The sequence below is a fragment of the Paraburkholderia sp. BL10I2N1 genome, assembly GCF_004361815.1.
Classification (GTDB): domain Bacteria; phylum Pseudomonadota; class Gammaproteobacteria; order Burkholderiales; family Burkholderiaceae; genus Paraburkholderia.
This window is the reverse complement of sequence record NZ_SNWA01000003.1, coordinates 507,980-533,032: the sequence shown is the minus strand read 5'-3', so window position 1 is coordinate 533,032 and position 25,053 is coordinate 507,980. Positions and strand designations below refer to the sequence as shown.

The following is a 25,053-nucleotide window of genomic DNA, read 5'->3' as shown; positions in this document are numbered from 1 at the left end:
AGTGGATCCTGAGTTGCCGCAACACGCAACTAATCCACGAAGTCGGACAGCTTTAGTCAAACGGTCTGCAGAATGAAAAAACGATTACCTCCGCTTAACTGGTTGCGCGCATTTGAATCCTCTGCCCGGCATCTCAGTTTCACCCATGCAGCGACAGAGTTGAACCTGACCCAGGCGGCGGTAAGCCAGCAGGTGAAGGGACTCGAGTCGCAGTTGGGGGCAGTCCTCTTTAAGCGCTTGCCAAGAGGACTCGAGCTCACTGAGGCCGGGCTAGCCTATTTGCCGGTTGTCCACGAGGCCGTAGAGCGACTGGCGGCCGCAACTGAAGAGATCTTCGGGCAAGGTCACGGCAGAGTCCTTACCGTTCGGGTCAGCCTGGTGTTTTTTACCCATTGGCTGGCAATGCGTTTACCCGACTTTCGTGAACGCCACCCCGAGGTCAATCTGCGTATCACCAGCAACATATGGGGGGGCGATTCGAGCGTTACCGACGTCGAAGCCGATATGGAAATCCGCTATGGACATGGAGAATGGACGGGACTCAAGGCCGAGCGGCTGACCTGGGATACGTTGCTGCCGGTATGCGCCCCATCCTTGCCGTCCGAACAGGCGCCACTGGCTTCTCCGAAGGATCTCCGTCACCACGAACTGCTCCACGTCCTGGGCTACGAGGAGGGCTGGGGATACTGGTTGAAGAAAGCAGGCGCGGGACAGGTCGACTCTTCGAAGGGAATGCAGTTCGATACATTGATCTCTGCTTTGAGAATGGCCGAGCTTGGTCAAGGGGTGGCCTTGGCGCGCTCGTCGCTGGTCCAGTCGATGCTGGATGCCGGGCAACTGATAGCGCCGTTCAAATCCCAGATTACGACCAGTGAAGCTTTCTACCTGGTCTATTCTCCGCATAGCATCGTCAACCCTGATGCCGCGGCGTTCGTGGCCTGGTTGAGTGCGAAGGCCCAGGAGGGGCGTGCGCGGAACTGATCAAGCAGGCTGACATCGCACGTCCATTTCGCCGGGCTGCCAGCGATTGACTGGCCATTTTCCTGCGCGTTCACTCCGCCGGCCTCAGCCATAAATAAAACAACCCCATCCTCGTTTTTTTTATTGCTTTACCGGCTCCCCGTTGTATCCGACAGTGATCCCCAGTTCGTCGCCAAGGCCACTCGCCTCGCATTCGAAATGCGGTTGATGGGTGCTGGCGGCGACCCACCACAATGATGACCTGCGTTTCGGAATATCTGCAGGTCCTGGAGATGAGTCGGCGAACCATGGGAAAGCATAATCAACTGCCTTTTAGCGGCGTAAAAGTCATCGACTTTGGCCAGTACATCGCCGGCCCGGCCGTGGCGATGATCCTGGCGGATCTCGGCGCCACCGTCATTCACATCGATCCCCCTGCTGGGCCGCTTTGGGACAGCCCGGCCAACGCCGTACTGAACCGCAACAAGTATTGCTTGCAGCTTGACCTGAAGTCCGCGCAGGGGCTCGAGGCGGCCATGGCATTCATCGCGCGTGCCGATATCGTAATCGAGAACTTCCGGCCGGATGTCATGACCCGTTTGGGCCTGGACTTTGCCGAGCTGCGTCGTCAAAGGCCCGAGCTCATTACGCTGTCCATCCCTGGCTTCGCCAGCAACGACCCGCTGCGTCGTCACTGGCGCGCCCTCGAGCCGATTATTGCGTCGGCCTCCGGGGTATTCACCGATATGGGTCAGAACCGCGTACTGATGGGGATAAACCCGAGCTTTTCGCCGCTGCCGCTAGCATCGTCCTACGGCACCATGCTGGCTGTCTCCGCGGTGGCACTCGCTCTGCAAGCGCGGGAGCGCACGGGAGTGGGTGATCAAATCGAGGTGCCTCTGGCCGCGGCGGTGATGGAGGGGCTGTCTTACAACTCGATCAAGATCGACGGTTATCCCGAACGCTACAAGACCTTACGTGAAAAGGAAATTGAGCGGCGGCGGTCGGAAAATCTTCCGATGAACCTCAGCTACGAAGAACTGCAAGAATATCTCGACCCCTTTTACCGCACGTACGAGTGCGCGGACGGTCGCAAGTTCTATGCGGTATGCCCGTCACACCGCTCGCACGCCAAGCGTTGCCTTCAGGCGATGGGGTTGTATGAGGAAATGCTATCTGCCGGGCTGCCGACAGTGAGCGACCCATACCTTCCTCTCTGTCAGTGGGAGGGGGATGCCTCACTCGGTGTCTACCCGTTGCCTGACCATTGGGCCCAGCGCATTTCGGCACGCATGAAGGAAGTGTTCCTGACCAAGACAGCGGCCGAGTGGGAAAAAATTTTCGGCGAAGGCCGGTTTCCCGGGGCGCCCCACCGCTCGACTCATGAGTGGTTGCACGACGAGCACGCGAACGCCGCGGGGCTGGTGGTCGATGTCGACGACTACCAGTACGGCAACATGAAACAGCCCGGCGCGATCGCCTGGCTGGAAGACAGTGCCGACTTGATGCTCTCGCCCGACTCACGCCGCACGGTAAGTCTCAAGGAAGCCCTGGCCATCCTGGATAAGTGCGCGCCCACGGCACTGCCGCCCCCATCTGAACAGCATGTTGGCGGCTGGCTTGACGGTGTGCGTATTCTCGATCTGACCAATGTCATCGCGGGTCCGCATTCGACCTCCTACCTCGGCCGGTTCGGCGCCGATGTCATCAAGCTCGACCCCGTAACACCCAACTATGATCCCTGGAACACAGTGGTCTTTGGCATGTCTTCGGGCCGCGGCAAGCAAAGCGTCCTGGTCGACCTGAACCACCCTGACGGACGCGAGGTGTTTAACCAATTGGTTCGTTCGGTTGACGTGATCGTGATGAATGCGCCGGATCGTCAACTGGCACCGTTGGGTCTTGACGAAGCGAGTCTCCAGGCCGTCAACCCTGGCGTGATCTTCTGTCAACTGGATTGCTTTGGCGGACCGCGTCGCGGCCCGCGAACCGATTATCTCGGTTACGACGACTTGATCCAGGCTGGCACCGGCATCATGCTGCGCTTCGGCGGCGGCATGGCAACGCCAGAGGAACACGCTCACGTGGGAACCATTGACGTGAATTGCGGGTTCGCTGCAGCGCTCGGCGTTGCCGCCGCGTTATATCGCAAAGCCAGAACCGGCGAGATCAGCCGTGCCCGGACCTCCCTGGCATCGCTCGGCAACCTGGTGCAGATCCCCTTCTGCTACGACTACCCAGGGCGGGCTCCGTTCGATGAGCCTTCCGGCCGTAGCGCCCAGGGCTTTGGCAACCTGTCGCGCTTCTTTCGGGCCGCGGATGACTGGTTGTATGTGGACGCCAGCGCAAAGGAACTGGACAAGCTAAACGCCGTAGAGGGGCTGACGGGCATCCGCGGCGCGGCGGATCCCGCAGCGTTTCTCAGCTCCGCGCTCGCCACGGCCTCCGCCGAAACCTGGCAGACGCGGTTGCAAGCGGCCAATGTGGCCGCGGCCATTCCGGACAATATCGACAACTTGCGCCAACGCTACAGTCGCGCTGCAGACAATCGTCCGGGCATCGATAACGGCAGCTATTCATTCAGTGTGTATGCCGGGCATCCGAGCGGACGACGCGTCACCCAACTCGATCCTTTTGCGATTCGCCCTCACGTTGCTCCGATCCGCGCACTGGCGCCAGCAGAAAAGTTTGGTGCCTCGACCCGAGGGGTTCTGTGCAAGATGGGCTACAGCGATACCCAGATTGCGACGTTGATTGCGCGAGGGGCGGTCGGCGAAAGCTGGTGCGAAGAGTACTTGCCCAGCTGAACACGTCACCGTTGCGGGCAAGCCGGAACAAATCGCGACCGTTCCGCTGATGTGTGGACGCGAACGATAGCAGCAAGCACCTTAAAAGAAAAAAGGCTGTAGCGAAGAGGTGTTCGAATATTTATAAGATTGGAGACGAAGATGCACGGACGACACCGCAACCTCCCGGGTACCGAAAACACCCGGCGAGGCGCAGAAATCGTTATCGAGAACCTCAATCGAGCTACGCAGCACATGGCGCGAAGACGCCCATGGCGAGGCACGGGGAAGGAGGTCCCCTGTGCGCCTCCCTGTCGCCGCAGCCGATCTGCAGACACAGCGCTACCGCCTGCGCTGCCAGGTGCCTTCCGCACCGAAAGACATTGAAGGTAACGATCATGCAAAACCAGGGCAACACATTTGTGAGCTTCCGCCATGTTCGGAAGACATACGACGGAGAAACACTCGTCGTCAAAGACCTGAATCTCGACATCCAGAAGGGGGAGTTTCTCACTTTGCTCGGTCCGTCCGGCTCGGGAAAGACCACCTGTCTCATGATGCTCGCCGGGTTTGAATACCCAACCGATGGAGAAATCTGGCTGGACGGTCAGTTGCTCAATCGTATTCCGCCGCATAAACGCGACATCGGAATGGTATTTCAGAACTATGCACTCTTCCCACACCTGACCGTCGGACAGAACCTCGAGTATCCCCTCAAGGTTCGCAAGATGCCGACAGACGAGCGGGCCGCGCGCGTCAAGCGGGCGCTCGAGATGGTCCACATGGAAAAGCTGGGTAAGCGAATGCCAGGTCAGCTCTCAGGCGGTCAGCAACAGCGCGTGGCGCTTGCGCGTGCGCTGGTGTTCAACCCAAAGCTTGTGCTGATGGACGAACCGCTTGGCGCGCTGGACAAACAGCTGCGCGAGCACATGCAGATAGAACTCAAGGCATTGCACGAATCCCTTGGCCTGACCTTTGTGTACGTCACACACGATCAAGGTGAGGCGCTCACGATGTCAGATCGAGTAGCGGTCTTTGATCAGGGGGTGATTCAACAGCTCGACCAGGTCGACTCGCTCTACGAATCGCCGACGAATCTGTTTGTAGCCAACTTCATTGGTGACAGTAATCGGGTGGAAGGCACCGTCGTAAGCCGGGACGGTAATTATTGCGAGTTGCGTATTGCAGACGGTACGACCGTACGTGCGCTGAATGTTGCCGGGGTCAATGTCGGTAGCCACGCCACAGGGGTGATCCGTCCCGAGCGGCTCTCGATTGGACGGCAATCCGAACAGCAGCGCAATGTCATCAACAGCGAAACGCTTGGGATGATCTACTTCGGCGATCACGTCCGGCTACGCTGCCGCTGCCCCGGAGCAACAGAGTGTTTCGTGAAGGTTCCGCTCGGGCAGGACGGGGCGGCCCATGTCCAACCGGGAAATCGAATCGCGTTGTCGTTTCATGAAGATCATCTGAGAGTTTTCAATTGACCACGCGTAGCGAAATCACCTTGTGCCAAGGAGAACGAAATGAGGTTCTTTAGAAATACGGTCAGCGTCGCTGCCATGATGTGTTGTTCCGCTTTCGCATTGGCCGACGGCCTTACGACGGTCAATTACGGTGGCGCCGTGGGGAACGCCGAGAAGGCTGCCTGGGTTGAACCGTTCTCGAAAGCGAGCGGTATTCCGACGAATGCGATTGAGTACACGGGCGAAATGGCCAAAGTCAAAGCGATGGTCGACGCCAAAGATGTCACGTGGGATGTCGTTGAAGTCGAGTCGGCAGACATCGGACGCGGCTGTCAGGACGGACTCTTCGAGAAGCTCGACTGGTCGAAGATCGCGAAAAAGGGTGATCTGCTGCCTGGATCGGTGACTCCCTGCGCTGCCGGCACATTCGTGTGGTCGACCGTGCTGGCCTACAACCCGACGCTGACGAAGGGCACGCCACAGGGCTGGAAGGATTTTTGGGACGTCAAGAAATTTCCTGGCAAGCGTGGCATGAAGAAGGAGGCACGTTATAACCTCGAATTCGCACTGATGGCAGATGGCGTTCCGGCGAAAGACGTGTACACCGTGCTGGGCACGGAGGCTGGCGTCAATCGGGCGTTCAAGAAGATGGACGGGCTCAAGCCATACATTCAGTGGTGGGAGGCTGGCGCACAGCCGCCGCAGTTCCTGGTCGCCGGTGATGTTTCGATGTCCACCGCGTATAACGGCCGCATCGATGCCGCAATGCGGGCAGGGAACAAGAACCTGGGTATCTCGTGGGACCAAAGCATCTATGAGCTGGACTTTTTCGTGATTCCGAAGGGCTCAAAAAATAAGGATGCAGCCGAGAAGTACCTTGCCTACGTGCTCGAACCTCAGGCTCAAGCTGCGTTCGCGCAGCACATTCCGTACGGGCCAACCAACAAGGGCGCCTTAAAGCTGCTTGATGCAGCCACTCTTGTAAACCTGCCTAACTCGCCGAAGAACGGCAAAGACGCTATCCCCAACGACGTAGAGTTCTGGACCGACCACGGCGACGCGCTAGAACAGCGTTTCACCGCGTGGGCAGCGAAATAACGCGAATTGCGTACCCATCGCTCGAACGCACGGGTACGCGAAGGAGAGAGACATGAGCGCGGTAACTACTCAGCAGCAGGATTGGCATTTGCGTGAGCTCAAGCGATCGCTCAGGAACGTGAATTTACGTAAGCAGATGGCGGCGCTGGCGCTGGTCGCTCCTCTCGCTATTTTCATTTTTCTGGTATTCGTGATGCCCGTTGCGTCGATGATTTCGCGGTCGATTCAGAGTCCGGAAGTCGTTGACGCGTTGCCAGACACGACGGCGGCGCTGCGAAACTGGGATCGGAAATCGGCAGTTCCGGATGACGCCTTTCGCGGGCTGATGCTGGATATCGAGCGCAACGGCGGGAACAACAGTTCGGGTACCGCTGCCGGTCGACTGAACGGGCAGAAGGAGGGTTTCCGTTCGTTGTTTTACAAGACTTCGAGTGCACTTCCGTTCGGCGACAATGATTCAGCGCTGCCTGCGCACGAGGTTCGACAAAAGCTGATCGAAATCGACAGGCGTTGGGAAGATCCCGGTTACTGGCAGGCAATCGCTAAAGATTCATCCCGATACACAAGCCAGTATCTCCTCGCGACGGCGGACTACCGTCGCAATCCTGCCGGTGACATCGTTCCGGTTGATCCAGGCGCCTCGGCATATCAGGAGGTATTCAAGCGAACGTTCGTGATTAGCGGCCTGGTAACGCTCGCCGCGCTGCTCCTCGGCTACCCCCTGGCATACTGGATCTCCAGTCTGCCGGCGGGTAAGGCAAATCTGCTGATGATTCTGGTGCTCCTTCCCTTCTGGACTTCGATCCTTGTGCGGATCTCCGCCTGGATCGTCATCCTTCAAGGATCCGGCCTCGTCAACAAGGCGTTGCTGTCGCTGGACCTGATATCGTCTCCATTGACACTGCTGTTCAACCGGACGGGGGTGCTGGTCTCGATGACTCATATCCTCCTGCCGTTCATGATCCTGCCGCTGTACAGCGTCATGAAATCCGTGCCAGCCAGCTATACGAAGGCAGCGATCTCGCTGGGCAGTCACCCGTTCGGCGCGTTCTGGAAGGTCTACTTTCCGCAAACGCTGCCGGGAGTCGGCGCCGGCGGACTGCTGGTATTCATCACGGCGTTGGGCTACTACATCACTCCCGCATTGCTGGGCGGAGCCGGCGACCAGATGGTGAGCTACTACATCGCGTATTTCACGAATGTGGCCTTGAACTGGGGGATGGCGTGCGCACTGGGAGCGGTTCTGCTTCTCGTGACGTTGATACTCTTCGGTGTTTATCGAAAGATCGTCGGCAACGAACTGAAGGTAGGTTAGGACCATGAAAACGACCGTATCGCGTTTTGCACCTTATACATCGGCTCCCGAGATCGCGTGGCACTACTTTTTGCGATCGACCAATGTCATGATCCTGCTGTTTCTGGTCTTGCCGATACTGGTGATCATCCCGCTTTCTTTCACGGACAATACATTCCTGGTCTATCCGATACACAAGTTCTCGTTCAAGTGGTACCACAATCTGTTTACGTCCATTGACTGGCTTCGTGCCGGAAAAAACAGCTTCATCATAACCCCGCTTGCCACGATCCTGGCCACTGTCCTCGGGACGTTGGCCGCGTTAGGCCTCAACAAGGCGACGTTCAAAGGCAAGGGCGCGCTGATCGGCATATTGATCTCGCCGATGATCGTGCCGGTGATCGTCACTGCCGTCGGGATGTATCTGTTCTTTGCGAAGTGGGGCTTAGCCGGGTCGTACCTTGGTCTGATTTTCGGTCATACCGCTATCGCTGCTCCATTCGTGGTGGTCACTGTCAACGCCACCCTTGCCGGGTTCAACCAGAATTACGTGCGCGCGAGCCTGAGCCTCGGTGCGTCGCCCGTCAGGACGTTCTTCTCCGTCACCCTGCCCATCATTGCGCCGGGCGTTATTTCTGGAGCCCTGTTTGCATTCGCCACGTCGCTCGATGATGTCGTCATCACGATGTTCATCGCGGGTCCGACACAAGGTACATTGCCGTTGCAGATGTTCATCGGCCTCCGGGAAAACATTACTCCGACGATTGCTGCCCTTGCGACAATTCTGATTGTATTTTCCAGCCTGCTTCTGGTGACGATGGAGTGGCTGAGGTCCAGAAGCGCGGCGCGACAGATAGCGACGTGACATTGCTTGCCGCGGCACCTGTCGCCTTATGCCCGTGGAAGCCGTCAGGCATGGGGCGAAGTGGTACATCCTTGCATGGTTTATGTTGTCCGGATGTACCATTTCGCCTCGCCTGACCGCCTGCGTTTACCGTCAAAGAGGTCAAGCATGGCTTTTTCAGCCCTTTATCTGCAGCAGAATGACAACGGTTTTTCGGCCGGGGTTACCAGCCTCGATGACCGAACCCTCGACGAGCATCCCCTCGCAGCCGGCGAAGTGCTCATTCGTATCGCGCACTCGACGCTTAACTACAAGGACGCGCTAGCGGTCACGAACCGCGGTCCGGTCGTGCGCGCCTGGCCAATGGTGGCGGGTATCGATGGCGCCGGCGAGGTGGTGACATCGACAGATTCTCGCTGGAATGCGGGCGATATTGTCCTCGTCAACGGATGGGGCCTCGGCGAAACACACTGGGGGTGCCTCGCAGAGAAAGCCCGCCTGAAGGCCGACTGGCTGATTGCGGTACCGCAGGGACTATCAACGGCCGAAAGCATGGCAATCGGGACGGCCGGTTACACGGCGATGCTATCCTGCCTTGCGCTGGAACAGGCCGGTGTCAAGCCGGCCGACGGTGAAGTGCTCGTGACCGGCGCGAGCGGCGGGGTGGGCAGCGTGGCAATCTCGCTATTGAGCAGTTGGGGATTTACGGTCGTGGCGTCGACGGGCAAGCCGGAGCAGGCGCATTTTCTGAAGCGTATCGGCGCCGCCGATGTGGTCGATCGGGACACGCTGTCGGCAACCGGCAAGCCGTTGCAGAAAGAGCGCTGGGCGGCGGTTGTGGATTCTGTCGGCTCGCATACGCTTGCCAACGCATGCGCACAGACGAAATATGGCGGCGTCGTAACGGCATGTGGTCTCGCGCAAGGCATGGAGTTCCCGGCGAACGTTGCGCCTTTCATTCTGCGCGGTATAAAACTGCTGGGCATCGACTCGGTCATGTGTCCGATCGCTCATCGTCAGACAGCGTGGAATCGGCTCGCTGCGGATCTGGATCGAGCAAAGCTCGCCGAACTCACGCACCGAATAGCGTTGCACGACGTGCCGGAGGCAGCCGTGCAAATGATGGATGGAAAGCTGAGGGGTCGAACGGTTGTCGACATTTGCCGCAGCGCATGATGCCGGGCGCTTCCGTTCGGATTTGAAGGCCTGCGACTTCAGGACCGGTGGTGTGTTCTCCCGTGCCGGGATGTGACAGCACGGGAGCTGTAGCGGGTTTTGCAGTGGAAAGACTACCTCGCCGTCGGCATCGCGAATTCGGCACCTTGCTCGATACTCTCCGGCCAGCGTTGCATGATTGACTTCTGACGCGTATAGAACCGGACGCCTTCCTCGCCATACGCGTGCGTGTCACCAAACAAGCTGCGCTTCCAGCCGCCAAATCCGTGCCACGCCATCGGTACCGGGATCGGTACGTTGATGCCAACCATTCCCACCTCAATTCTCCGGCCGAACTCGCGCGCGATGTGTCCATCGCGAGTGTAACAGGCGACGCCATTGCCGAATTCGTGCGCGTTGACCAGGTCGACGGCCTCTGTAAAGTCCTTCGCACGGACGCAGGACAGCACCGGTCCGAAGATTTCCTCTTGATAGATGCGCATCTCGGGTGTGACGTGGTCGAACAACGTGGCACCGGTAAAAAAGCCTTCCTCGTGCCCCGGAACCTTGAGGCCACGTCCATCGACAACCAGCGACGCGCCTTCTTCGACGCCAATCGCGATGTAGTTTTCAATGCGTTCCAGCGCCTGACGTGTGACGATCGGCCCCATCTCGGCGTCGGGCTCCATGCCGTTCTTTACTATTACGGAGCGTGCTCGATCAGCGAGCCGCGGAATCAGCTTGTCCGCAACGTCGCCTACGAGGACTGCGACCGAGATCGCCATGCACCGTTCCCCCGCGGAGCCGTAGCCTGCGCCGACCAAGGCGTCGACGGCTTGATCAATGTCAGCGTCGGGCATCACAACCATGTGATTCTTCGCTCCGCCAAGCGCCTGGATCCGTTTTCCGTGCTTTGCCCCCGTCTCGTAGATGTAGTTGGCAATCGGCGTCGAACCGACGAAACTGATCGCTTTTACGTCAGGATGCTCGAGCAGAGCATCCACGACTACCTTGTCCCCCTGCACGACGTTGAACACGCCGTCAGGCAACCCGGCTTCCTGCAGCAGGCGGGCCATGTAGAGCGACGCTGAGGGATCACGCTCGCTGGGCTTCAGAATGAACGCATTGCCTGCGGCGATCGCGATCGGAAACATCCAGCAAGGAACCATGCACGGAAAGTTGAAAGGCGTGATTCCCGCGACAACGCCGAGTGGTTGCCGGGTCGTCCAGTTGTCGATGTCGGTCGACACCTGTTCCGTATGGTCACCCTTCAGCAATTGCGGAATGCCGCAGGCAAACTCGATCACATCGATGCCCCGTGCCACTTCGCCTTGCGCATCGCTGAACACTTTTCCATGCTCGGCGGTCATGATCGTTGCCAGCTCGTCCTTGTGCTGGTTCATCAGTTCGAGAAAGCGGCGCATGACGCGCGCGCGACGGATGGGTGGCGTATTGCTCCATCCCTGGAACGCCTGTGTCCCTGACGCTGCGGCGGCACTTACGTCGGACGCGTCGCCGAGGTGCAGCATGCGTGCCGGAGAACCGGTCGCGGGGTTGAATATCGGCTGCTTTCGAGTGCCTGAGCCTGGCACGCGGCGACCGTTGATGAAGTGAACCACGTCTGCGTCGTCGTTGAAGGGCTGCATTTCATACTCCTTGCTGGGATCGGAACAGGCTCTAAGGGCCGCAAAAAGGGGCGATGGGAATAGGGTTCTGCTTCCCGACGCCAAGAGTTGTTGTTGTCGCATCTGAACGACCTTGACTTCGATAGATCAGATGCGGTTTTTTTGGTATTCGCTTACCAGAGACCGCGGTAGAGCTCGACCATCTCCTCGACCGAGGGCACGCGTGGGTTATTGCCAGGCGAGCCGGAGGCCAGAGCCTGCTGTGCCATGGTCGGCATTAAGCTGAAGAAGCGCTCGCGGTCGATACCAAATTGTTCGGGCGTCGGCACCTGAAGGTCATCGTTGATCGACCGCAATTCAGCGAGCAACCTGGCATTGGCGGCCTGCGTACTGTCCTGCCTGTCGGCCACGCCCATGGCACGAGCGCAATCAGCGTAGCGTTCTTCCGCCGCCGGGATCGAGAACGCGGTCACACTGGGCAGCAGCATGGCGTTGGACAGCCCATGGGGAACGTGGAAAAAGGCGCCGATCGGTCGACTCATGCCGTGTACCAGCGCCACGGACGCAGCGGAAAACGCCACACCGGCGAGCGTCGAACCGAGCATCAGGGCTTCGCGGGCGGCTGTATCCCGGCCGGATCGATAGGCTTTACGCAGGTTCGGGCCAATCAAGCGCATGGCCGCCAGGGCCTGACTGTCGCTGTACAGGTTGGCTTTCTGGCTGACGTAGGCCTCGATCGCGTGGGTCAGCGCATCAATACCCGTATCGGCGGTGACGCGCGGCGGCAGGCTGAGGGTCAGGTCGTAGTCGACCAAGGCTGCCACGGGCATGAAGCCGATGCCCACGCAGAGCATTTTTTCGTCGTTCTGCGCGTCAGTGATGATCGTGAAACGCGTCACTTCCGAGCCGGTTCCCGCAGTGGTGGGCACCGCGATAATGGGCAACCCAACCTCGGTAACAATGCGCGGAAACTTATAGTCGCGCATTTCTCCACCATGCCTGGCAAGAATGCCAATCGCCTTGGCGCTGTCGATCGGACTGCCGCCGCCCAGTGCAATGATGCTGTCGTAGTCTCCTGCGCGAGCCTTCTCCACGCCAGCTCGAATCGAGTCAACCGTGGGCTCGGGGACCGTATCAGCGAAAATTTCGGCTGTCATGCCATTGGCGGCGAGATTTTCCTGAATGCGCCCGGCATAGCCCAGCTGCACCATCATCTTGTCGGTGATGATCAGAGGTCGACTGCAGCCGAGAGTCGCCAGAACCGCGGGAACTGTCTCGCTGGCGTTGGCGCCGACCTGAAGGATGCGCGGCAAAATCACATGGTTAGACATATCGAATCCAGTATTAATGTCGGTTAAATATAAAAAGCTATCCGGGATCTAATCATTAATTGAAGTCTTCATCTCGATGCCTTGTCTTTCTGATAATTTAGATAATAAAACATCGATATCTTTGATATTTGGAATGGTGAAACTTGCCGGAGCGGTATGGTTTTCGGTGTTCCTTAATTCCCAGTTAGGCATCACCTGTTCGAGAGGTCCCTGCAGGCGTGCATCGCGATGACGCAATAAATCCAGCGTCATTAACAGAGATCGCAGCAAGGTGATATGCCCATGGCCGGGCCGGCCGTGTGTCGGCCGAAGTGAATGGCCCTGACTTCGTAAGCCGGTAGTTGATTAAGCTTCCACATGACTCATCGTCTCGTCTCCCGGACCCGCAGATTTTCTGCTATGCAGGTCATCATTGTCGTAGGTAGCCGTCAGCACTGATCAATCGCGTTTCGGCTGCAAGCTGCCGTGGCGGCCCGCTGAGGTTACTGTCGGGTAGAACGTGGAGCGGGTAAAGCAATAAAAAAGACGATGATGGGTCCGCTTTACTTATGGCTTTGGCCGTCGGGGCGAGGTGGAAGGCTATTTTTGCCCATCCCCCGAAACCTGAAAATCCTCCGAAAACCGCTGCCAGGCTTGGCTTTCAGGGGGTGTACTGCAGCAAAAATAGCCGACCGGTTTATTCTCCACATCGGGAATCGAGCTCCCGCAAGGCGTACCCGCAGTGGAGGGTCGGGCGGGATCGTGAAATTTTCGCCAAAATCGGCTTAAGCGGCTGATTCAAAGCCGAAATCGATCGATGGATCGAGCGGCGGGACCTTCCGCTGAAGATCCAGCAGACAGGATCCGAGCCGGTTGATGTGGTCCCTGCGGTAAGGCGACAGCGCCTGGAGCACCTCGGCGTCGACCGGGTGGCCCTTCCCCTGCAACCCCTTCAGTTTGCGCGACATCCACTGCACGTTGTAGAGGCTGTGTGTCGCACCGTCAGGTTGCTTGACGGGAACGCCTCGTCGCCCGCGTCGGCGCGGGCTCGGCTCGCGCGTTGAGCTGTCCTTGCAGCAGCGCGACCTGCTGGGCGAGCGCGTCACGCTCGCGCCGCAGTTCGCGCGCCTCGTCCATAACGCCCGCGAGTTGCTTTTCGTGCCGTTCGGCCAGGCGCCGCTGCTCGCCCGCCTCAGCCGTGAGCCGCTGCACGTCGCCGACGAGCTGTTCGTTGCGCTGCTGGATCTTGGCCAGCGCCGCTTCCGCGCGGCGCTGCGCATCGCGCGCCTCCTCGGTTTGCAGCATGACGCGCTTTTGCACACCTTCGAGCCGCGCAGTTGCCTGGTCGATCTGCACGCGCAGGGCGGCTTCGCGCTCAGCGTGTTCGGCGCGCAGCGTCTCGAGCTCGCGCATATGTGTAGCCCGCGCCGCACGCAGGGCTTCCTCCGCGTTGGCGCGCGCGGCATCTCGCCCGGCTGCGACAGTCTGTACCTCGCGGACGGCCGTGTCGTGCTCAGCCTGGGCGCGCGCGAGCTCAGCTGTCGCCGCGGCGAGCCGCACCTCTCGGTCCTCGAGTTGCGCGCGCAGCGTTTGCGCTTGGGCCTCGAGCGCCGCATGAGCAGTCTCCGACGACTCTGCGCGTGCCGTGGCGTCGGTCGCTTCGCGCTCGAGCTCTTCACCGCGCTGTGCGAACACCTGTTCGCCGTGCTCAACGGCGAGCGCCCAGAGCGAAAGCATCGCATTGGCAACCGGGGGCGGCAGCGCCGCAGCGAGCGCGTCGTGGCGCGCCTGCTCATCCTTCCAGAGCTTGAGCTCGTCGTTGATCGTGGTGCGGCTGCCCTGGCGGATCTCCGCGTAGATGAGGTCGACGGTGAGCTCGTGCGGGCACCGGCCGGCAGCGACCAAGCGCGTGGCGGCATCGCGGGTGCGGATGCGGGTGTCGCTGATGCGGCTCATGAGTGGATTTCACCGTGAAGTGGTCGAGGGAGTGGAGTTTTGCCGGCAAGTATAATCGTATATCTACGTATTACGTTATATACATAACGATACAGGCAAGAAATTTACGATAAGGCGCATAATCGCAAGTTCTGATCGTGTACGCTGCCAAACACCCACTTCAAAACGCGTCACACCATGAACCTGCCCGCTGCAGCCCCAGAATCACCAGAACCGATCTTTTCCCTTGTGCTGCCGGCCGCTCTCGACGGGCACAACGGTGTCAACCGCGCACGCGGCGGGCACCGGCAGATCGCCGCGGACAGCGACGTCGAGGCGGTGCGCCTGTGGCTCGCGGAATATGCCGGTTCGCCCCACACATTGCGCAGCTACCGCAAGGAAGCGGTACGCCTGCTGCTGTGGGCCACGCAGGCGCTGGGCAAGCCACTCTCGAGCCTGACGCGCGAGGACTTTGTGCTGTACGAGCAGTTTCTCGCGGCGCCGACCGGCGACTGGGCGGATCCAACCCTGCCGCGGCGGGGCGGCACGCGGCGCCTCTTTGACGGGCCGCTGTCGGAGCGCAGCCAGCATCAGGCGCTTGGCATCGTGTCGGGCCTGCTGACGTATCTGGTCAGCGCCGGTTATCTGGCTGGCAATCCACTGGCGCTGCGCCGCCGGACCGGCACTGCAGCCCGACGTACGCGGCGGGTCGAACGGTATCTGGATCACGCGCTCTGGGACCACGTGCTCGCCAGCGTCGAGCAGTGGCCGCGGCTGACCGCGCGCGATCATCAGCACTACGAGCGCAGCCGCTGGCTGATCCGCCTGCTATATCACACAGGGCTGCGGGTCTCGGAGGCGGCGAATGCAAAGGCAGCGGACTTCTATCCGCGGCGCGGCAGGTGGTGGCTGCACGTGGTCGGGAAGGGTGGCACCGAAGGGGAGGTGCCGGTGAGCGCCGCGCTGATGGCGGACCTGGCGCGGTACCGGGTTTTTCACGGACTGGCGCCAACGCCGTCGGGGAACGAGACCACGGCCGCGCTGATGAGCGTCGCCGGCGACCCGTGCAGACATCTGACGCCGTCGGCGGTCTACCTCATCGTCAAGGAAGTGTTTAGACGGGCCGCCGGGATGCTTGAAGCGAGTGATTCAGCGGGCGCAGCAAAGCTGCGACGCGCCTCGACTCACTGGTTGCGTCACAGCGCCGCTACTCATCAGGCCGACGCCGGCACCGACCTGCGCTTCATCCAGAAGAACATGCGTCACGCATCAATCCAGACGACCGGCATCTATCTTCACGTGGAAGATGACCGGCGACACACCGAAACCGTGCGGGAGCAAGTCGATACAGTTCGACCCGACTCTTGACGCGGGCAAAATATCGCCCCTCTACCGATCACCCGCCGATGATCTCCCGACGCCGCGTCGCGATACCCGGGCTTGCCGGGCGGCCGCGCTGTCGTACCCAGCATAGTCCGGTCTGCCGATGAACACAGCGCACCCGCACGTTCGTCAAATTCAAGAGCCGCGGAACAATGCCGATAACGCGTTTGCATGTCCGCAGCGAACCGAACGCACGGAAGTGGCACCGGAACAGCGCACCGCGGCGCTGCTCGCCGCGCAGGTCGAGGTCCGCCCGCTCGAGAAGGCGCAGGCCGAGGGCCACGTCGCGCGGCAGGCGCTCGAGGCGGAGGTCAGCCACCTGAAGGCCGAGGCGGCGGCGCGCGACCGTGAGTTTGAAAAGGTGCGGGAGGGGTTTTCGCGGGACCTCGCGAATCTGCGGGAAACGGCGGAGCGTGCCGAAGAGTGCCTGCGTGCCACGGAAAAGCGCGCGCTGCTGGAGACCGATCGCGAGCGCAGCGCCGTCGTGAAGCCTGCAGAACGAAGCCGACGAGACGACGAAGCTGGCCGACCGGCGCGAGGCGGAGCATCGCGGGGCGGTCGAGGCGCTGTAGATCCAATTCGGTGACGCGCGCCATCAGGCGGGCATGCTGCAGGGGCGGCTCGATGCCGTACAGGCGACGAACGTGATGTTGCAGGAACAGTTGGCTGCTCGACGCGAATCCAGCGCCAACCATGCTCACCCAGATTGCGCGAGGACCATTGCCGCACGCACCCCCGTAGCCCGTCCGGCGCGAACACCGGGCCGACACGCTAGGTCCCGGTTCCCTCGGCGCCATCCAGCAAAACGACGGCACGGCGGAGGAAGCGGGCCTAGGCCCGATGGAAAAGGAAACTCGCGTCGGGAAAACGCGGGCAGGAGGAGCCGGGCGAAAGGGCCCAGCCTGTGCGCTCATAGGCGCGCTGATGCATTACGGCCAGCGCACTGTGCGTGCGATCGCCGAAGCGAGCGGTCAGCACGTGATCATCGAGTCGATCAATGCGAACGGCCGCACCTTCCGAAGCACCGTCAAATGGATTAGCCTGAGCACACTTCGCGATCAGATCTTCCGAGCGATGACGATGCAGCCAACCCATGCACGCAGATCGCTATCTCTGTCGACAGGACGTCCGCACGATCCCGGGCGCGCTGGCGCCGTTACGGGACGACGCCGATTACAAACCCCGGTCGATCTGCCACCCGTCGTCCGATTGCGGAGCATTGATGGCAAAATATGAATGGCAGTAGCATACACCCCCGAGCGAATGGCACGCGGAAGACTATGACCACGCGAAATGACCTACCCTCCGATCTAGCCACGCTCGTCCAAAGGCCGCCAATTTACCGGTTGCTGGGTGTCGGCGAAAAGGTTTACGGCGACCATCTCAATCACGTCTGGAAGGGCCTCGCAGGCGTGCCAGGACTGGATGAGCCGGGTATCCCCGTATTCGCAAAGTATCTTCCACGCCAATCCCAGATCGACATCGAACTGGCTTGTGGTCTTGCCTCACAGGTCTTGCGATTGCCGGTACCGAACCCGGCGCTTGTGATCGCGGACCTGGATGAACTGCCAAACCACCCCAATGGCCTTAAAAATGGCCCTGTCCTGCTGTTCGGCAGTCTGTTTCAACCACCCGATCCATTCACGGTGCAGCGGACGAAGGAGGGTGAGCTAGGAACGGAATATATCTGGCAAAAGGTATGTGAAAATGAGGTTGCACCGCAAGGGGCGGCCTGGGACGAACTCGTGGCGAACCCGGATCGGCACGCCCAGAACCTGCTGTTCGATGGCGTCAACTGGTGGTTATTCGATCATAACCTCGCCCTGCAACCCCTTTCCGATCTGTATGCCTCGATTGGTGAAGCGAGCGCGCAGCGTAAGGTCGTCGATCACATCGCCCGGGTTAATCAGATTCTTTCACAGCTGAAAAGTAGGCACTCGGGCAATGAGGGCATCCTCAAGGAAGCGGACAGGTTAGTCAAACAGGCGAAAAAGCTTTCGTTTCTAGCCATTGAAATGCGAAAGTGGAAACTGGACGCTAGGATCGCCCCCATCGTGATGGTGGCCGCCACCATTGTTGATCTGATAGCGCTGCGCCTGAAGCCGCTGGCGATGTATCTTGAGCAACGGCTCGAAACGCCCACCGCTAAAAATCTTTGGTCTCCTTCGTCATGAATATCTGGGAAAGCCCACCATTTGCTGCGCGCGCCGCTCCCGTGCTATGGACGCCGACAGCAACGACCGGAGAGCGCTTCGTCTCCCTGATACTCGTTCAGTTTCAGTCGCCCAATCGCGGCGAGATCGCAACGCCTATCGCGTTCCACCCCAAACAGCTTCGCGCGATGATTGGCGCGAAGCGGGCTGAGTCCGCCCTCGGAATCATGCAGCATGTCGCAGAATTCATGCAGCAACAGATGATCGCCGGCGCCGATTTCGACCAGGTTGTCGCGCCTTACGACGGCTTCGATGTTGGTACCACAACGAGTATCAAGGGATACTCCGCCAAGCAGGTCGTCGACACCGCAATCCGAACGCTCTCGGCTTTTGGTACGAGATCGTACTTTGAAGACGACGAAGAGCAGGTTCAACGGGACTCGGTGCCGACCAGACAATTCCTGAGATCGCTTCGATCAGTGTTTGCGCAGAACGATGATGAGCGGAGGTCGCGTTTCAATCGGACCATCGAAGTGGCCGGCGCAGCAGGCATGACAATCGACTATGCGCACGACAAGCATCTGATACAGGTGACAAGCCTTCCACAAACGGCACCGCATCTCGCAGCCTTACAGAAAGAAGCGGAAAGCAAGATACTCGAACTGGACATCACCGCATCCATCCTTCGATCGAACGCCCCGGCGCAATCCGCGTTACTGATCAATACAGCGGCATTAAACACGGCAAAGACGAAGGAAGCCAGTCAGATCGCCAACGAACTGCTGGCTCGCCTGCGGTTCATGAGCGGACAAAAAGGCATCGACCTTCGGCTGGTACGAGACCCATTTCAGGCTGCTCAGATCCTCGAAGAGTTGGAAGTAAGCCACGGCCTGACGAATGCCTAGCTTCGATACGGATGAACTGGAGGCTTTCTCGTTCGGACGTATGCGATGAAAGCGGGAGGAATATCCGAAACCGTTCCTCCCGCATATCAGGTTCATGCGTGCGCGTTCATTTGCCCGGTATTGCCACGGACGGGCCTATCGCTGGGGCAGTGCAAGAAGATTGTCGGTCCTGCGACCGTCGACCATGCTCCGTACATATTTGATGCACCCGTTGCAACCCTGATTGATGAATAGCTGGCGTCAGTGACTACGATCGGATCGGAAGCCATTCGCTTTTGGATTGCCGCCAGAATCCGTTCGGGACGAATCGGTGTGCTCTCCGAAACAAGGGGGTGCGTGGCCGATCGAAAGCTGTCCATGCATCGGCAATCCTGGGCTCGATCGCAGCGCGGTCACGGCTGTGCTGGCCGAGCACTGCAGTGAGGCGCTCAAGCGTTTCGCGGGTATCGCCGGCGAGGCGTACGGCTTTGTAGTTGCGGCCGATCTCTTCGGGATCTGTATCGATGTGGAGTACCCGCGCGCTATCGAGAACGAGCGACCAGACATCGGTGCACGATGATTGTCGCGCAACGACGCGCAGATGAGTACCGGAAGTGCGCATGCAAGGCGTCCCCGTGATTTCCATACAGATTACGACGGTAGCGCGATCTAGGCGCGACAATGGTTAACGGTCGGACCCCAATATTATGTTTATATAGATCAAATAGTTACTGTTTGTGGTTCGCTCTCGATCGCGTACTGGCGTGTTCCGACAATTGTCTGTTGATCTGCCAATTTTTTCCGGCTAGGCTGGTCGGTCCCTCTTTCGCTTCCGGAGCGGACGACGATGGAACACTGGCGACTGGCTTATCTGGGCATGCGGCGTATGCCGCGCGATCTCAGCGAGTTCGAACTCGCCACGTTCTTTACGTTCTCGTCCAAAGAACGGGCATTGATCAACGCGCGCCGTGGTCCCCTCTACCGGTTCGCGCTCGCGTTGCATATCGGCTTCGTGCGCATGACCGGCGCGACACTCGATGCTTACCAGTATGTACCGCAGATCTTGTGGAGCCACCTGGGCAAGCATCTCGGGATCGAGCCACCAGACCTCGGCACGCTGCGCACCCTCTACGAAACGCGCGAGCGCACGCTTTTCGATCATCAGGTGATCGCCTATCAGGCGCTCGGCTTCGTACCGATGGCCGAACATCAGCGCCGTTACGTTGTGCGCTGGCTCAAGGAGCGCTTGGCGGGGCGTCCGAATCGCGCCGATCTGATGCAGGAACTCAAACGATGGCTTTATGAACATCGCATCCTGATCCAGCAGGATCGCGCGCTCACGCCCCTACTTGTGCAGGCCGCGCGCGATGTCGAAACGACACTGACCGGTAGCCTCGTCCACGCGTTCGGCGAAGCGACGCTTGATCGCTGGGGACGCCTGCTACCGTTGCCGCATGGATCGGTTGCGAGCCTGCAGCAATGGCTGTGGTCGGTGCCGCTGCGCAACTCGACGCACCAGATGAGCGAACTGTTTCGCAAGATTGATCGACTGATCGAGCTTGGCGTACACGGTAACTGGCCGACGACATGCAATGAAGCAAGCGTGCGACACTTCGCGCGGCGCTGTGCCCATCGCAAACCATCGGTCAGCAAGCGAATCCAGTCGTCTCGCCGGCTCGAGGCCGCATGCTTCATACGGTATGCGCTCTGCACCGCCACCGACCAGTTGCTTTCGATGCTCGGCCGCTGGATTCGTAAATCCCTCAACGAAGCGAACAGCAGGGTTTCGGCAGCGCGGCCAGACCTCAAGGCACAGATGCACCACTTTGCCACGGCCGTCAAGGCGATAGCCACCGACGAAAGTCTGACGCACGACGAACTGGTCGAGCAGATCTCTGCCTTGGCGGATGCAGTGCTCAAACAGGAGACGCCCAGCCGCGCAAGTCTGGTTCGCTCGCAACTGATATCCAAACGGCGCGTCGCTCGCGCCATGCTCGCCAGGCTGTTGACGCTGCCATTCGAAGCGCAGATCGCGCATCCGGTCATCGAAGCGATCGCGCTGTTGCGCGACCTCTACGCGAGCAGATCGGTCGAGCTGCCGCAGAACACGACCATCCAGCTCGGTCGGGCCTGGCAACGCCTGATCGAGAACGAAGACCGCAACCAGGCGCTGCTCGCTTTCGAATGGGCAACCCTTTTCGCGCTACGCGTCGCCTTGCGCAACGGCTCGGTCTATGTCGAGCACAGCTTTGATTTCCGCAGTCAGGCCACGCTGCTGATCCCGGACGACGAATGGCAGGCCAGACGCAATCATTACTATGGCCATCTGAAACTACCTCAGGACCCCAAGGAATTTCTCAAGCCGGTCATCGAGCATCTCAATGCCGGTCTGGAACGTCTTCGCGAGGCAGTGGCGCGCGGCGAGCTGCGCGTCGATGATGCAGTCCATATTGGCCCGCTGGGCGCCCATCCGCACGATGTCGCGCTCGAATCGCTGCGCCGGGCAATTTTTGCACCCCGACCCGACGGGCAATTGCCGAGGATCATTCTCGAAGTCGACAGCACCGTGCGCTTCAGCTGGATACTGCTGGGTCGGGAGCCGCGCTCGCGCACCGAACTGCTGATGGTCTATGCCGCGGTTCTCGCACACGGCACGTCGATGTCCGCCGCCGATATCGCCCGCATGGTGCCGGAACTGTCGGCGACCGCGATCCGCCAGATGATGAGCCGCATCGCGGACGAGCGGATGTTGCGCCAGGCTGCCGATGCTGTGCTCGAATTCATGCACCAGCATCCGATCGCGCAGCACTGGGGCCGGGCGGACCTTGCGTCGTCGGACATGATGTCGCTGGAAACGACGAAAACGGTCTGGCAGGCGCGTGCCGATCCGCGGCGACGCACGGCGTCGATTGGCGTGTACACGCATGTGCGCGATCGCTGGGGCATCTTTTACGACCAGCCGATCGTGCTCAACGAGCGACAGGCGGGTGTCGCGATCGAGGGTGTGATCCGGCAAAGCAGTACCGACGACGTGGCTATGCTTGCCGTCGATACCCATGGGTATACCGATTTCGCGATGGGGCTCGCCCGCGCATTGGGCTTCGACCTGTGTCCCCGGCTGGCTCATCTGCGGGACCGGCACCTGCATGTACCGGTTGATTTCCAGATACCGGCGGATCTGGCGGCGATCACCGATCGCGACGTCCAACTCGACGCAATCGAAGCTATGTGGGATGACTTCGTACGCGTTGCAGCGGCCGTGCAAAGCGGTCATTGCACGGCCGTGCAGGCTCTTGCGCGCTTTGGCTCCGCCGCACGCGGACAACCGCTCTACGACGGCGGCGTTCATCTTGGGCGGCTCTTCCGGACAATCTTCCTGATCGACTACTTTACAGTGCCGGTATTTCGCGGCGAATTGCAGCACGCGCTCAATCGCGGCGAGGCTGTCCACAATGTGCAGCGCGCCATTCACCAAGGCAAGATTCCCGTCGAACTCACGCGTCACCGCCATTCGATGATGGCCGTCTCCTCGGCGCTGACGCTCCTGACCAATGCAGTCATGGCGTGGAATACCGAGCACATGCAACGCGCGCTCGACACGATCGAGAAGCTCGGCGACCAGCCTGTGTTACCCGAACAGCTGCGCAGCATCGCCCCAACGTCGCTGGCAGGTATCAATCTGCGCGGCACCTTCGACTTTCCGATCGCCGATTATGTGGATCGGCTCATGCCGAGCCTCATGGTGGGCGCATCGTCACCCTCGCAGCGCGCAGGTTGAGGTCTCTGTCGACGGCCAAGCCAGGCCGTCCCGACGGCCTAATTGCAGCGACCTGCAGTTGAAACCAGCCGAGCCTGCAAACGATGCTGTTTTCGGCCAAAATTAACTCCATCTAACCGTGCACGCGTGCCCACATTAGCTGCAAATGACGCAGATCAAAACTGTACCCCCGCCACGAGCAGCTGACGACCCACTCCCGACGTTGAACCCGGTGCCACGTCTACGGCTGCTTTCAAGGTAGACCGGCCGGACGCTCGGCCACGTCGGGCGACAAGTGCTAGGTCAATGCGGTCATCTGCGCGGCTTGCGGACTGCACTCAACGAATGGCCGCTTTCGCGGAAAGCTAATGCCCGTAGTCGGGTATAGTGGCCGGGTGGGATTCGCATTGTGGACGGAGCTCGTTGCTGGGCAGGCCTCGGTTCTGGCCAGCACCAAACGCAAATATCAGCGGGCGTTTCCGGCTGTCTACAATGACCAGAGCAATAACGTGCCTGGAGCTACACCATGCTTTTTGAACAGATCGAAACGGCCTGCGTCCAGGATGCAGACATCCCTTGGGTTCCCTTCAGCCCCTACAGCGACCAAGTCTTCGTGAAATATTTCAAACTCGATCCGATCCGCGGCGAGACGATCGCGTTGCTGAAGGCGCCCGCCACCGGCCAGATGCCGCAACACCATCACACTGGCACAGTGATTGTCTACACGGTCCAGGGCCGGTGGAAGTATCGTGAGCACGAGTGGATCGCTAGCACGGGCAGCGTGGTATATGAAGTGGCGGGGTCGAGCCACACGCCGCAGGCGCTCCCGGGCGACGAGGACATCGTTACGCTTAACATTATTCAAGGAGAGTTACTGTTCTTGGACGAACGGAAACAGGTGATCGCGATTGAGAACTGGCGCAGTGGTTGGGATCGCTACGCCGCGTATTGCGCGGCGAATGGCATCCGGCCGCGCGACCTAACAGCCTTTAAGTAAGGCTGTCTGCCAGCGCGCTGGCAATGACAAAATCTCCAATGACACGAACTATCCACGTCCGCGTCTTAAATGAGTCTCCACCGCTGACTTTTGTTACGCTACCTGTCTGTTTCTGAGTTGGGGGGTGTCTTAGTGATTCATGACGGACCACCTCAAAGTCACTGCATTGAACCGCGCCGGGAATTCCGGAGACCTCTTTTGCTTGGGTCACGCCCGGATGGCGGACCCAGCGAGTTACTGATATGCCACAGGTTACCGCCCTGGTTACGCTGTGCCTCGCGCCACACGGTTAATCCGTAGCCGCTTGCTTGTCGCAGCCATGCTCGCAACCGCTCTGCTCAAGCGGCATCTGTTGCGCGGCCTCGGCGCGAATGCCGAGACGCTCGAGCAGCTTGCGGTCGGCTTCCGCTTGCGGATTGCTCGTGGTCAGCAGTTGATCGCCGTAGAAAATCGAATTCGCGCCGGCGAGGAAGCACAGCGCCTGCAACGCTTCGTTCATCTGCTCGCGGCCCGCCGACAGACGCACCATTGCGCGCGGCATGGTGATGCGCGCTACCGCGATCGTACGCACGAATTCGAACGGATCGATTGCTTCGGTGCCGGTCAGCGGGGTGCCTTCCACCTGTACCAGATTGTTGATAGGCACCGATTCCGGATACGGCTCCATGTTTGCCAGTTGCGTGATCAGGCCGGCGCGTTCGCGGCGCGATTCACCCAGGCCGACGATCCCGCCGCAGCACACGTTGATGCCCGCGTCACGCACGCGTTCGAGCGTGTCGAGACGGTCCTGATACGTGCGCGTCGAAATGATCTGGCCGTAGAACTCCGGCGACGTATCGAGGTTGTGGTTGTAATAGTCCAGACCAGCTTCGCGCAGCCCTTGCGCCTGATGCGTTTCGAGCATGCCGAGCGTCACACAGGTTTCGAGGCCCATGGCTTTCACGCCGCGGATCATGTCCTTGATCGGTTCGAGGTGGCGGTCCTTCGGATTGCGCCATGCGGCACCCATGCAGAAACGCGTCGCGCCGTTTTCCTTGGCGACCTTCGCGGCCGCGAGCACTTCATCGACCGGCATCAGCTTGTCGGCCTGCAGGCCGGTGTCGTGATGCACCGATTGCGGACAGTACGCGCAATCTTCTTCGCAGCCGCCAGTCTTGATCGACAGCAGCGTCGACAGTTGCACGGTGTTCGCGTCGAAATGCTCGCGATGCGTTTGCTGCGCGCGGAACATCAGGTCGTTGAACGGCAGTTCGTACAACGCGACGATGTCGGCGACGCGCCAGCGCGCGACCTGGTTCGTGCCTGCAGCGGCGTTATGGTTGGCGGCGGCCGAGTCGGCTGGCGTCGGAGCGATGTTCAATTGCGTCATGTCGTCAATCCTCATGGATGGATGTGATGGTGGA

20 protein-coding genes and 1 pseudogene are annotated in these 25,053 nt (G+C 60.0%); 15 read left to right on the top strand and 6 right to left on the bottom strand.

The genetic code is table 11. From position 1 onward, the window contains the following. The first annotated feature begins 72 nt into the window (after positions 1-72). From gcvA to B0G77_RS40420, 7 genes are all read left to right on the top strand, one after another. On the top strand, positions 73-981 hold the full coding sequence (gene gcvA / locus B0G77_RS40450) for a transcriptional regulator GcvA (protein ID WP_133667445.1): 909 nt from the start codon (positions 73-75) through the stop codon (positions 979-981). A 233-nt stretch (positions 982-1,214) separates the two neighbouring features. Next, entirely contained in the window at positions 1,215-3,767 is a 2,553-nt protein-coding gene (locus B0G77_RS40445) for a CoA transferase (RefSeq protein WP_243751492.1), read from the top strand. Positions 3,768-4,144: 377 nt separating this feature from the next. Then, a complete protein-coding gene (locus B0G77_RS40440) occupies positions 4,145-5,236 on the top strand; it encodes an ABC transporter ATP-binding protein (RefSeq protein WP_133667443.1) in 1,092 nt (363 codons plus the stop codon). A 75-nt stretch (positions 5,237-5,311) separates the two neighbouring features. Next, positions 5,312-6,313: a polyamine ABC transporter substrate-binding protein gene (locus tag B0G77_RS40435; protein WP_243751516.1), complete on the top strand. Its 1,002-nt coding sequence runs from the start codon at positions 5,312-5,314 to the stop codon at positions 6,311-6,313. Positions 6,314-6,365: 52 nt separating this feature from the next. Then, positions 6,366-7,628 carry an ABC transporter permease gene (locus B0G77_RS40430; RefSeq protein ID WP_133667441.1) on the top strand — a complete coding sequence of 421 codons (1,263 nt, stop codon included), beginning with the start codon at positions 6,366-6,368 and terminating at the stop codon, positions 7,626-7,628. A 4-nt stretch (positions 7,629-7,632) separates the two neighbouring features. Beyond that, positions 7,633-8,472: an ABC transporter permease gene (locus tag B0G77_RS40425; RefSeq protein ID WP_133667440.1), complete on the top strand. Its 840-nt coding sequence runs from the start codon at positions 7,633-7,635 to the stop codon at positions 8,470-8,472. Between the two features lie 147 nt (positions 8,473-8,619). Then, the gene (locus B0G77_RS40420) at positions 8,620-9,627 is read left to right on the top strand and encodes an MDR family oxidoreductase (RefSeq protein WP_133667439.1); all 1,008 of its coding nucleotides are present in this window, start codon (positions 8,620-8,622) and stop codon (positions 9,625-9,627) included. Between the two features lie 113 nt (positions 9,628-9,740). On the opposite strand, the gene B0G77_RS40415 is transcribed toward B0G77_RS40420, so the two are convergent. The 5 genes and pseudogenes from B0G77_RS40415 to B0G77_RS40395 all read right to left on the bottom strand — a co-directional run bounded on the left by B0G77_RS40415 (position 9,741) and on the right by B0G77_RS40395 (position 14,497). Further along, on the bottom strand, positions 9,741-11,252 hold the full coding sequence (locus B0G77_RS40415; protein WP_133667438.1) for a CoA-acylating methylmalonate-semialdehyde dehydrogenase: 1,512 nt from the start codon (positions 11,250-11,252) through the stop codon (positions 9,741-9,743). 152 nt (positions 11,253-11,404) lie between these two features. Continuing rightward, complete coding sequence (locus B0G77_RS40410) at positions 11,405-12,562, bottom strand: iron-containing alcohol dehydrogenase (protein ID WP_133667437.1); 1,158 nt, start codon at positions 12,560-12,562, stop codon at positions 11,405-11,407. A 48-nt stretch (positions 12,563-12,610) separates the two neighbouring features. Further along, positions 12,611-12,814 (bottom strand): hypothetical protein, encoded by a 204-nt coding sequence (locus B0G77_RS40405; protein ID WP_133667436.1) that lies wholly within the window; start codon positions 12,812-12,814, stop codon positions 12,611-12,613. A gap of 512 nt (positions 12,815-13,326) precedes the next feature. Next, a pseudogene (locus tag B0G77_RS40400) lies at positions 13,327-13,527 on the bottom strand (Tn3 family transposase); the annotation flags it as partial. Between the two features lie 16 nt (positions 13,528-13,543). After that, positions 13,544-14,497: a DNA-binding protein gene (locus tag B0G77_RS40395; protein WP_133667435.1), complete on the bottom strand. Its 954-nt coding sequence runs from the start codon at positions 14,495-14,497 to the stop codon at positions 13,544-13,546. A 177-nt stretch (positions 14,498-14,674) separates the two neighbouring features. On the opposite strand from B0G77_RS40395, the gene B0G77_RS40390 reads away from it, so the two are divergent. From B0G77_RS40390 to B0G77_RS40355, 8 genes are all read left to right on the top strand, one after another. Then, positions 14,675-15,844 carry a tyrosine-type recombinase/integrase gene (locus tag B0G77_RS40390; RefSeq protein ID WP_133667434.1) on the top strand — a complete coding sequence of 390 codons (1,170 nt, stop codon included), beginning with the start codon at positions 14,675-14,677 and terminating at the stop codon, positions 15,842-15,844. Positions 15,845-15,962: 118 nt separating this feature from the next. Further along, entirely contained in the window at positions 15,963-16,445 is a 483-nt protein-coding gene (locus B0G77_RS40385; protein WP_347814219.1) for a hypothetical protein, read from the top strand. Between the two features lie 338 nt (positions 16,446-16,783). After that, entirely contained in the window at positions 16,784-17,095 is a 312-nt protein-coding gene (locus B0G77_RS40380; protein WP_133667433.1) for a hypothetical protein, read from the top strand. 44 nt (positions 17,096-17,139) lie between these two features. Further along, a complete protein-coding gene (locus B0G77_RS45105; RefSeq protein WP_243751491.1) occupies positions 17,140-18,033 on the top strand; it encodes a hypothetical protein in 894 nt (297 codons plus the stop codon). Further along, a complete protein-coding gene (locus B0G77_RS40370) occupies positions 18,030-18,917 on the top strand; it encodes a hypothetical protein (protein ID WP_133667432.1) in 888 nt (295 codons plus the stop codon). The genes B0G77_RS45105 and B0G77_RS40370 overlap by 4 nt, the downstream gene beginning before the upstream one ends. 310 nt (positions 18,918-19,227) lie before the next feature. Further along, positions 19,228-19,476, top strand: a complete 249-nt coding sequence (locus tag B0G77_RS40365; RefSeq protein WP_133667431.1) for a hypothetical protein — start codon at positions 19,228-19,230, stop codon at positions 19,474-19,476. Between the two features lie 267 nt (positions 19,477-19,743). Next, positions 19,744-22,674, top strand: a complete 2,931-nt coding sequence (locus B0G77_RS40360; protein WP_133667430.1) for a Tn3 family transposase — start codon at positions 19,744-19,746, stop codon at positions 22,672-22,674. A gap of 505 nt (positions 22,675-23,179) precedes the next feature. Then, positions 23,180-23,650: a 2,4'-dihydroxyacetophenone dioxygenase family protein gene (locus tag B0G77_RS40355; protein WP_133667060.1), complete on the top strand. Its 471-nt coding sequence runs from the start codon at positions 23,180-23,182 to the stop codon at positions 23,648-23,650. A gap of 289 nt (positions 23,651-23,939) precedes the next feature. Here the strand turns inward: B0G77_RS40355 and bioB are convergent, their stop codons facing one another. After that, complete coding sequence (gene bioB / locus B0G77_RS40350) at positions 23,940-25,019, bottom strand: biotin synthase BioB (RefSeq protein WP_133667429.1); 1,080 nt, start codon at positions 25,017-25,019, stop codon at positions 23,940-23,942. Positions 25,020-25,053 lie beyond the last annotated feature (34 nt).

Excerpts from the sequence above, each read along its gene's own strand:
- gcvA (WP_133667445.1), top strand. The coding sequence starts at position 73 with ATGAAAAAACGATTACCTCCGCTTAACTGGTTGCGCGCATTTGAATCC.
- B0G77_RS40445 (WP_243751492.1), top strand. The coding sequence starts at position 1,215 with ATGATGACCTGCGTTTCGGAATATCTGCAGGTCCTGGAGATGAGTCGG.
- B0G77_RS40440 (WP_133667443.1), top strand. The coding sequence starts at position 4,145 with ATGCAAAACCAGGGCAACACATTTGTGAGCTTCCGCCATGTTCGGAAG.
- B0G77_RS40435 (WP_243751516.1), top strand. The coding sequence starts at position 5,312 with ATGATGTGTTGTTCCGCTTTCGCATTGGCCGACGGCCTTACGACGGTC.
- B0G77_RS40430 (WP_133667441.1), top strand. The coding sequence starts at position 6,366 with ATGAGCGCGGTAACTACTCAGCAGCAGGATTGGCATTTGCGTGAGCTC.
- B0G77_RS40425 (WP_133667440.1), top strand. The coding sequence starts at position 7,633 with ATGAAAACGACCGTATCGCGTTTTGCACCTTATACATCGGCTCCCGAG.
- B0G77_RS40420 (WP_133667439.1), top strand. The coding sequence starts at position 8,620 with ATGGCTTTTTCAGCCCTTTATCTGCAGCAGAATGACAACGGTTTTTCG.
- B0G77_RS40415 (WP_133667438.1), bottom strand. The coding sequence starts at position 11,252 with ATGCAGCCCTTCAACGACGACGCAGACGTGGTTCACTTCATCAACGGT.
- B0G77_RS40410 (WP_133667437.1), bottom strand. The coding sequence starts at position 12,562 with ATGTCTAACCATGTGATTTTGCCGCGCATCCTTCAGGTCGGCGCCAAC.
- B0G77_RS40405 (WP_133667436.1), bottom strand. The coding sequence starts at position 12,814 with ATGACGCTGGATTTATTGCGTCATCGCGATGCACGCCTGCAGGGACCT.
- B0G77_RS40395 (WP_133667435.1), bottom strand. The coding sequence starts at position 14,497 with ATGAGCCGCATCAGCGACACCCGCATCCGCACCCGCGATGCCGCCACG.
- B0G77_RS40390 (WP_133667434.1), top strand. The coding sequence starts at position 14,675 with ATGAACCTGCCCGCTGCAGCCCCAGAATCACCAGAACCGATCTTTTCC.
- B0G77_RS40385 (WP_347814219.1), top strand. The coding sequence starts at position 15,963 with ATGAACACAGCGCACCCGCACGTTCGTCAAATTCAAGAGCCGCGGAAC.
- B0G77_RS40380 (WP_133667433.1), top strand. The coding sequence starts at position 16,784 with ATGCATTACGGCCAGCGCACTGTGCGTGCGATCGCCGAAGCGAGCGGT.
- B0G77_RS45105 (WP_243751491.1), top strand. The coding sequence starts at position 17,140 with ATGACCACGCGAAATGACCTACCCTCCGATCTAGCCACGCTCGTCCAA.
- B0G77_RS40370 (WP_133667432.1), top strand. The coding sequence starts at position 18,030 with ATGAATATCTGGGAAAGCCCACCATTTGCTGCGCGCGCCGCTCCCGTG.
- B0G77_RS40360 (WP_133667430.1), top strand. The coding sequence starts at position 19,744 with ATGGAACACTGGCGACTGGCTTATCTGGGCATGCGGCGTATGCCGCGC.
- B0G77_RS40355 (WP_133667060.1), top strand. The coding sequence starts at position 23,180 with ATGCTTTTTGAACAGATCGAAACGGCCTGCGTCCAGGATGCAGACATC.
- bioB (WP_133667429.1), bottom strand. The coding sequence starts at position 25,019 with ATGACGCAATTGAACATCGCTCCGACGCCAGCCGACTCGGCCGCCGCC.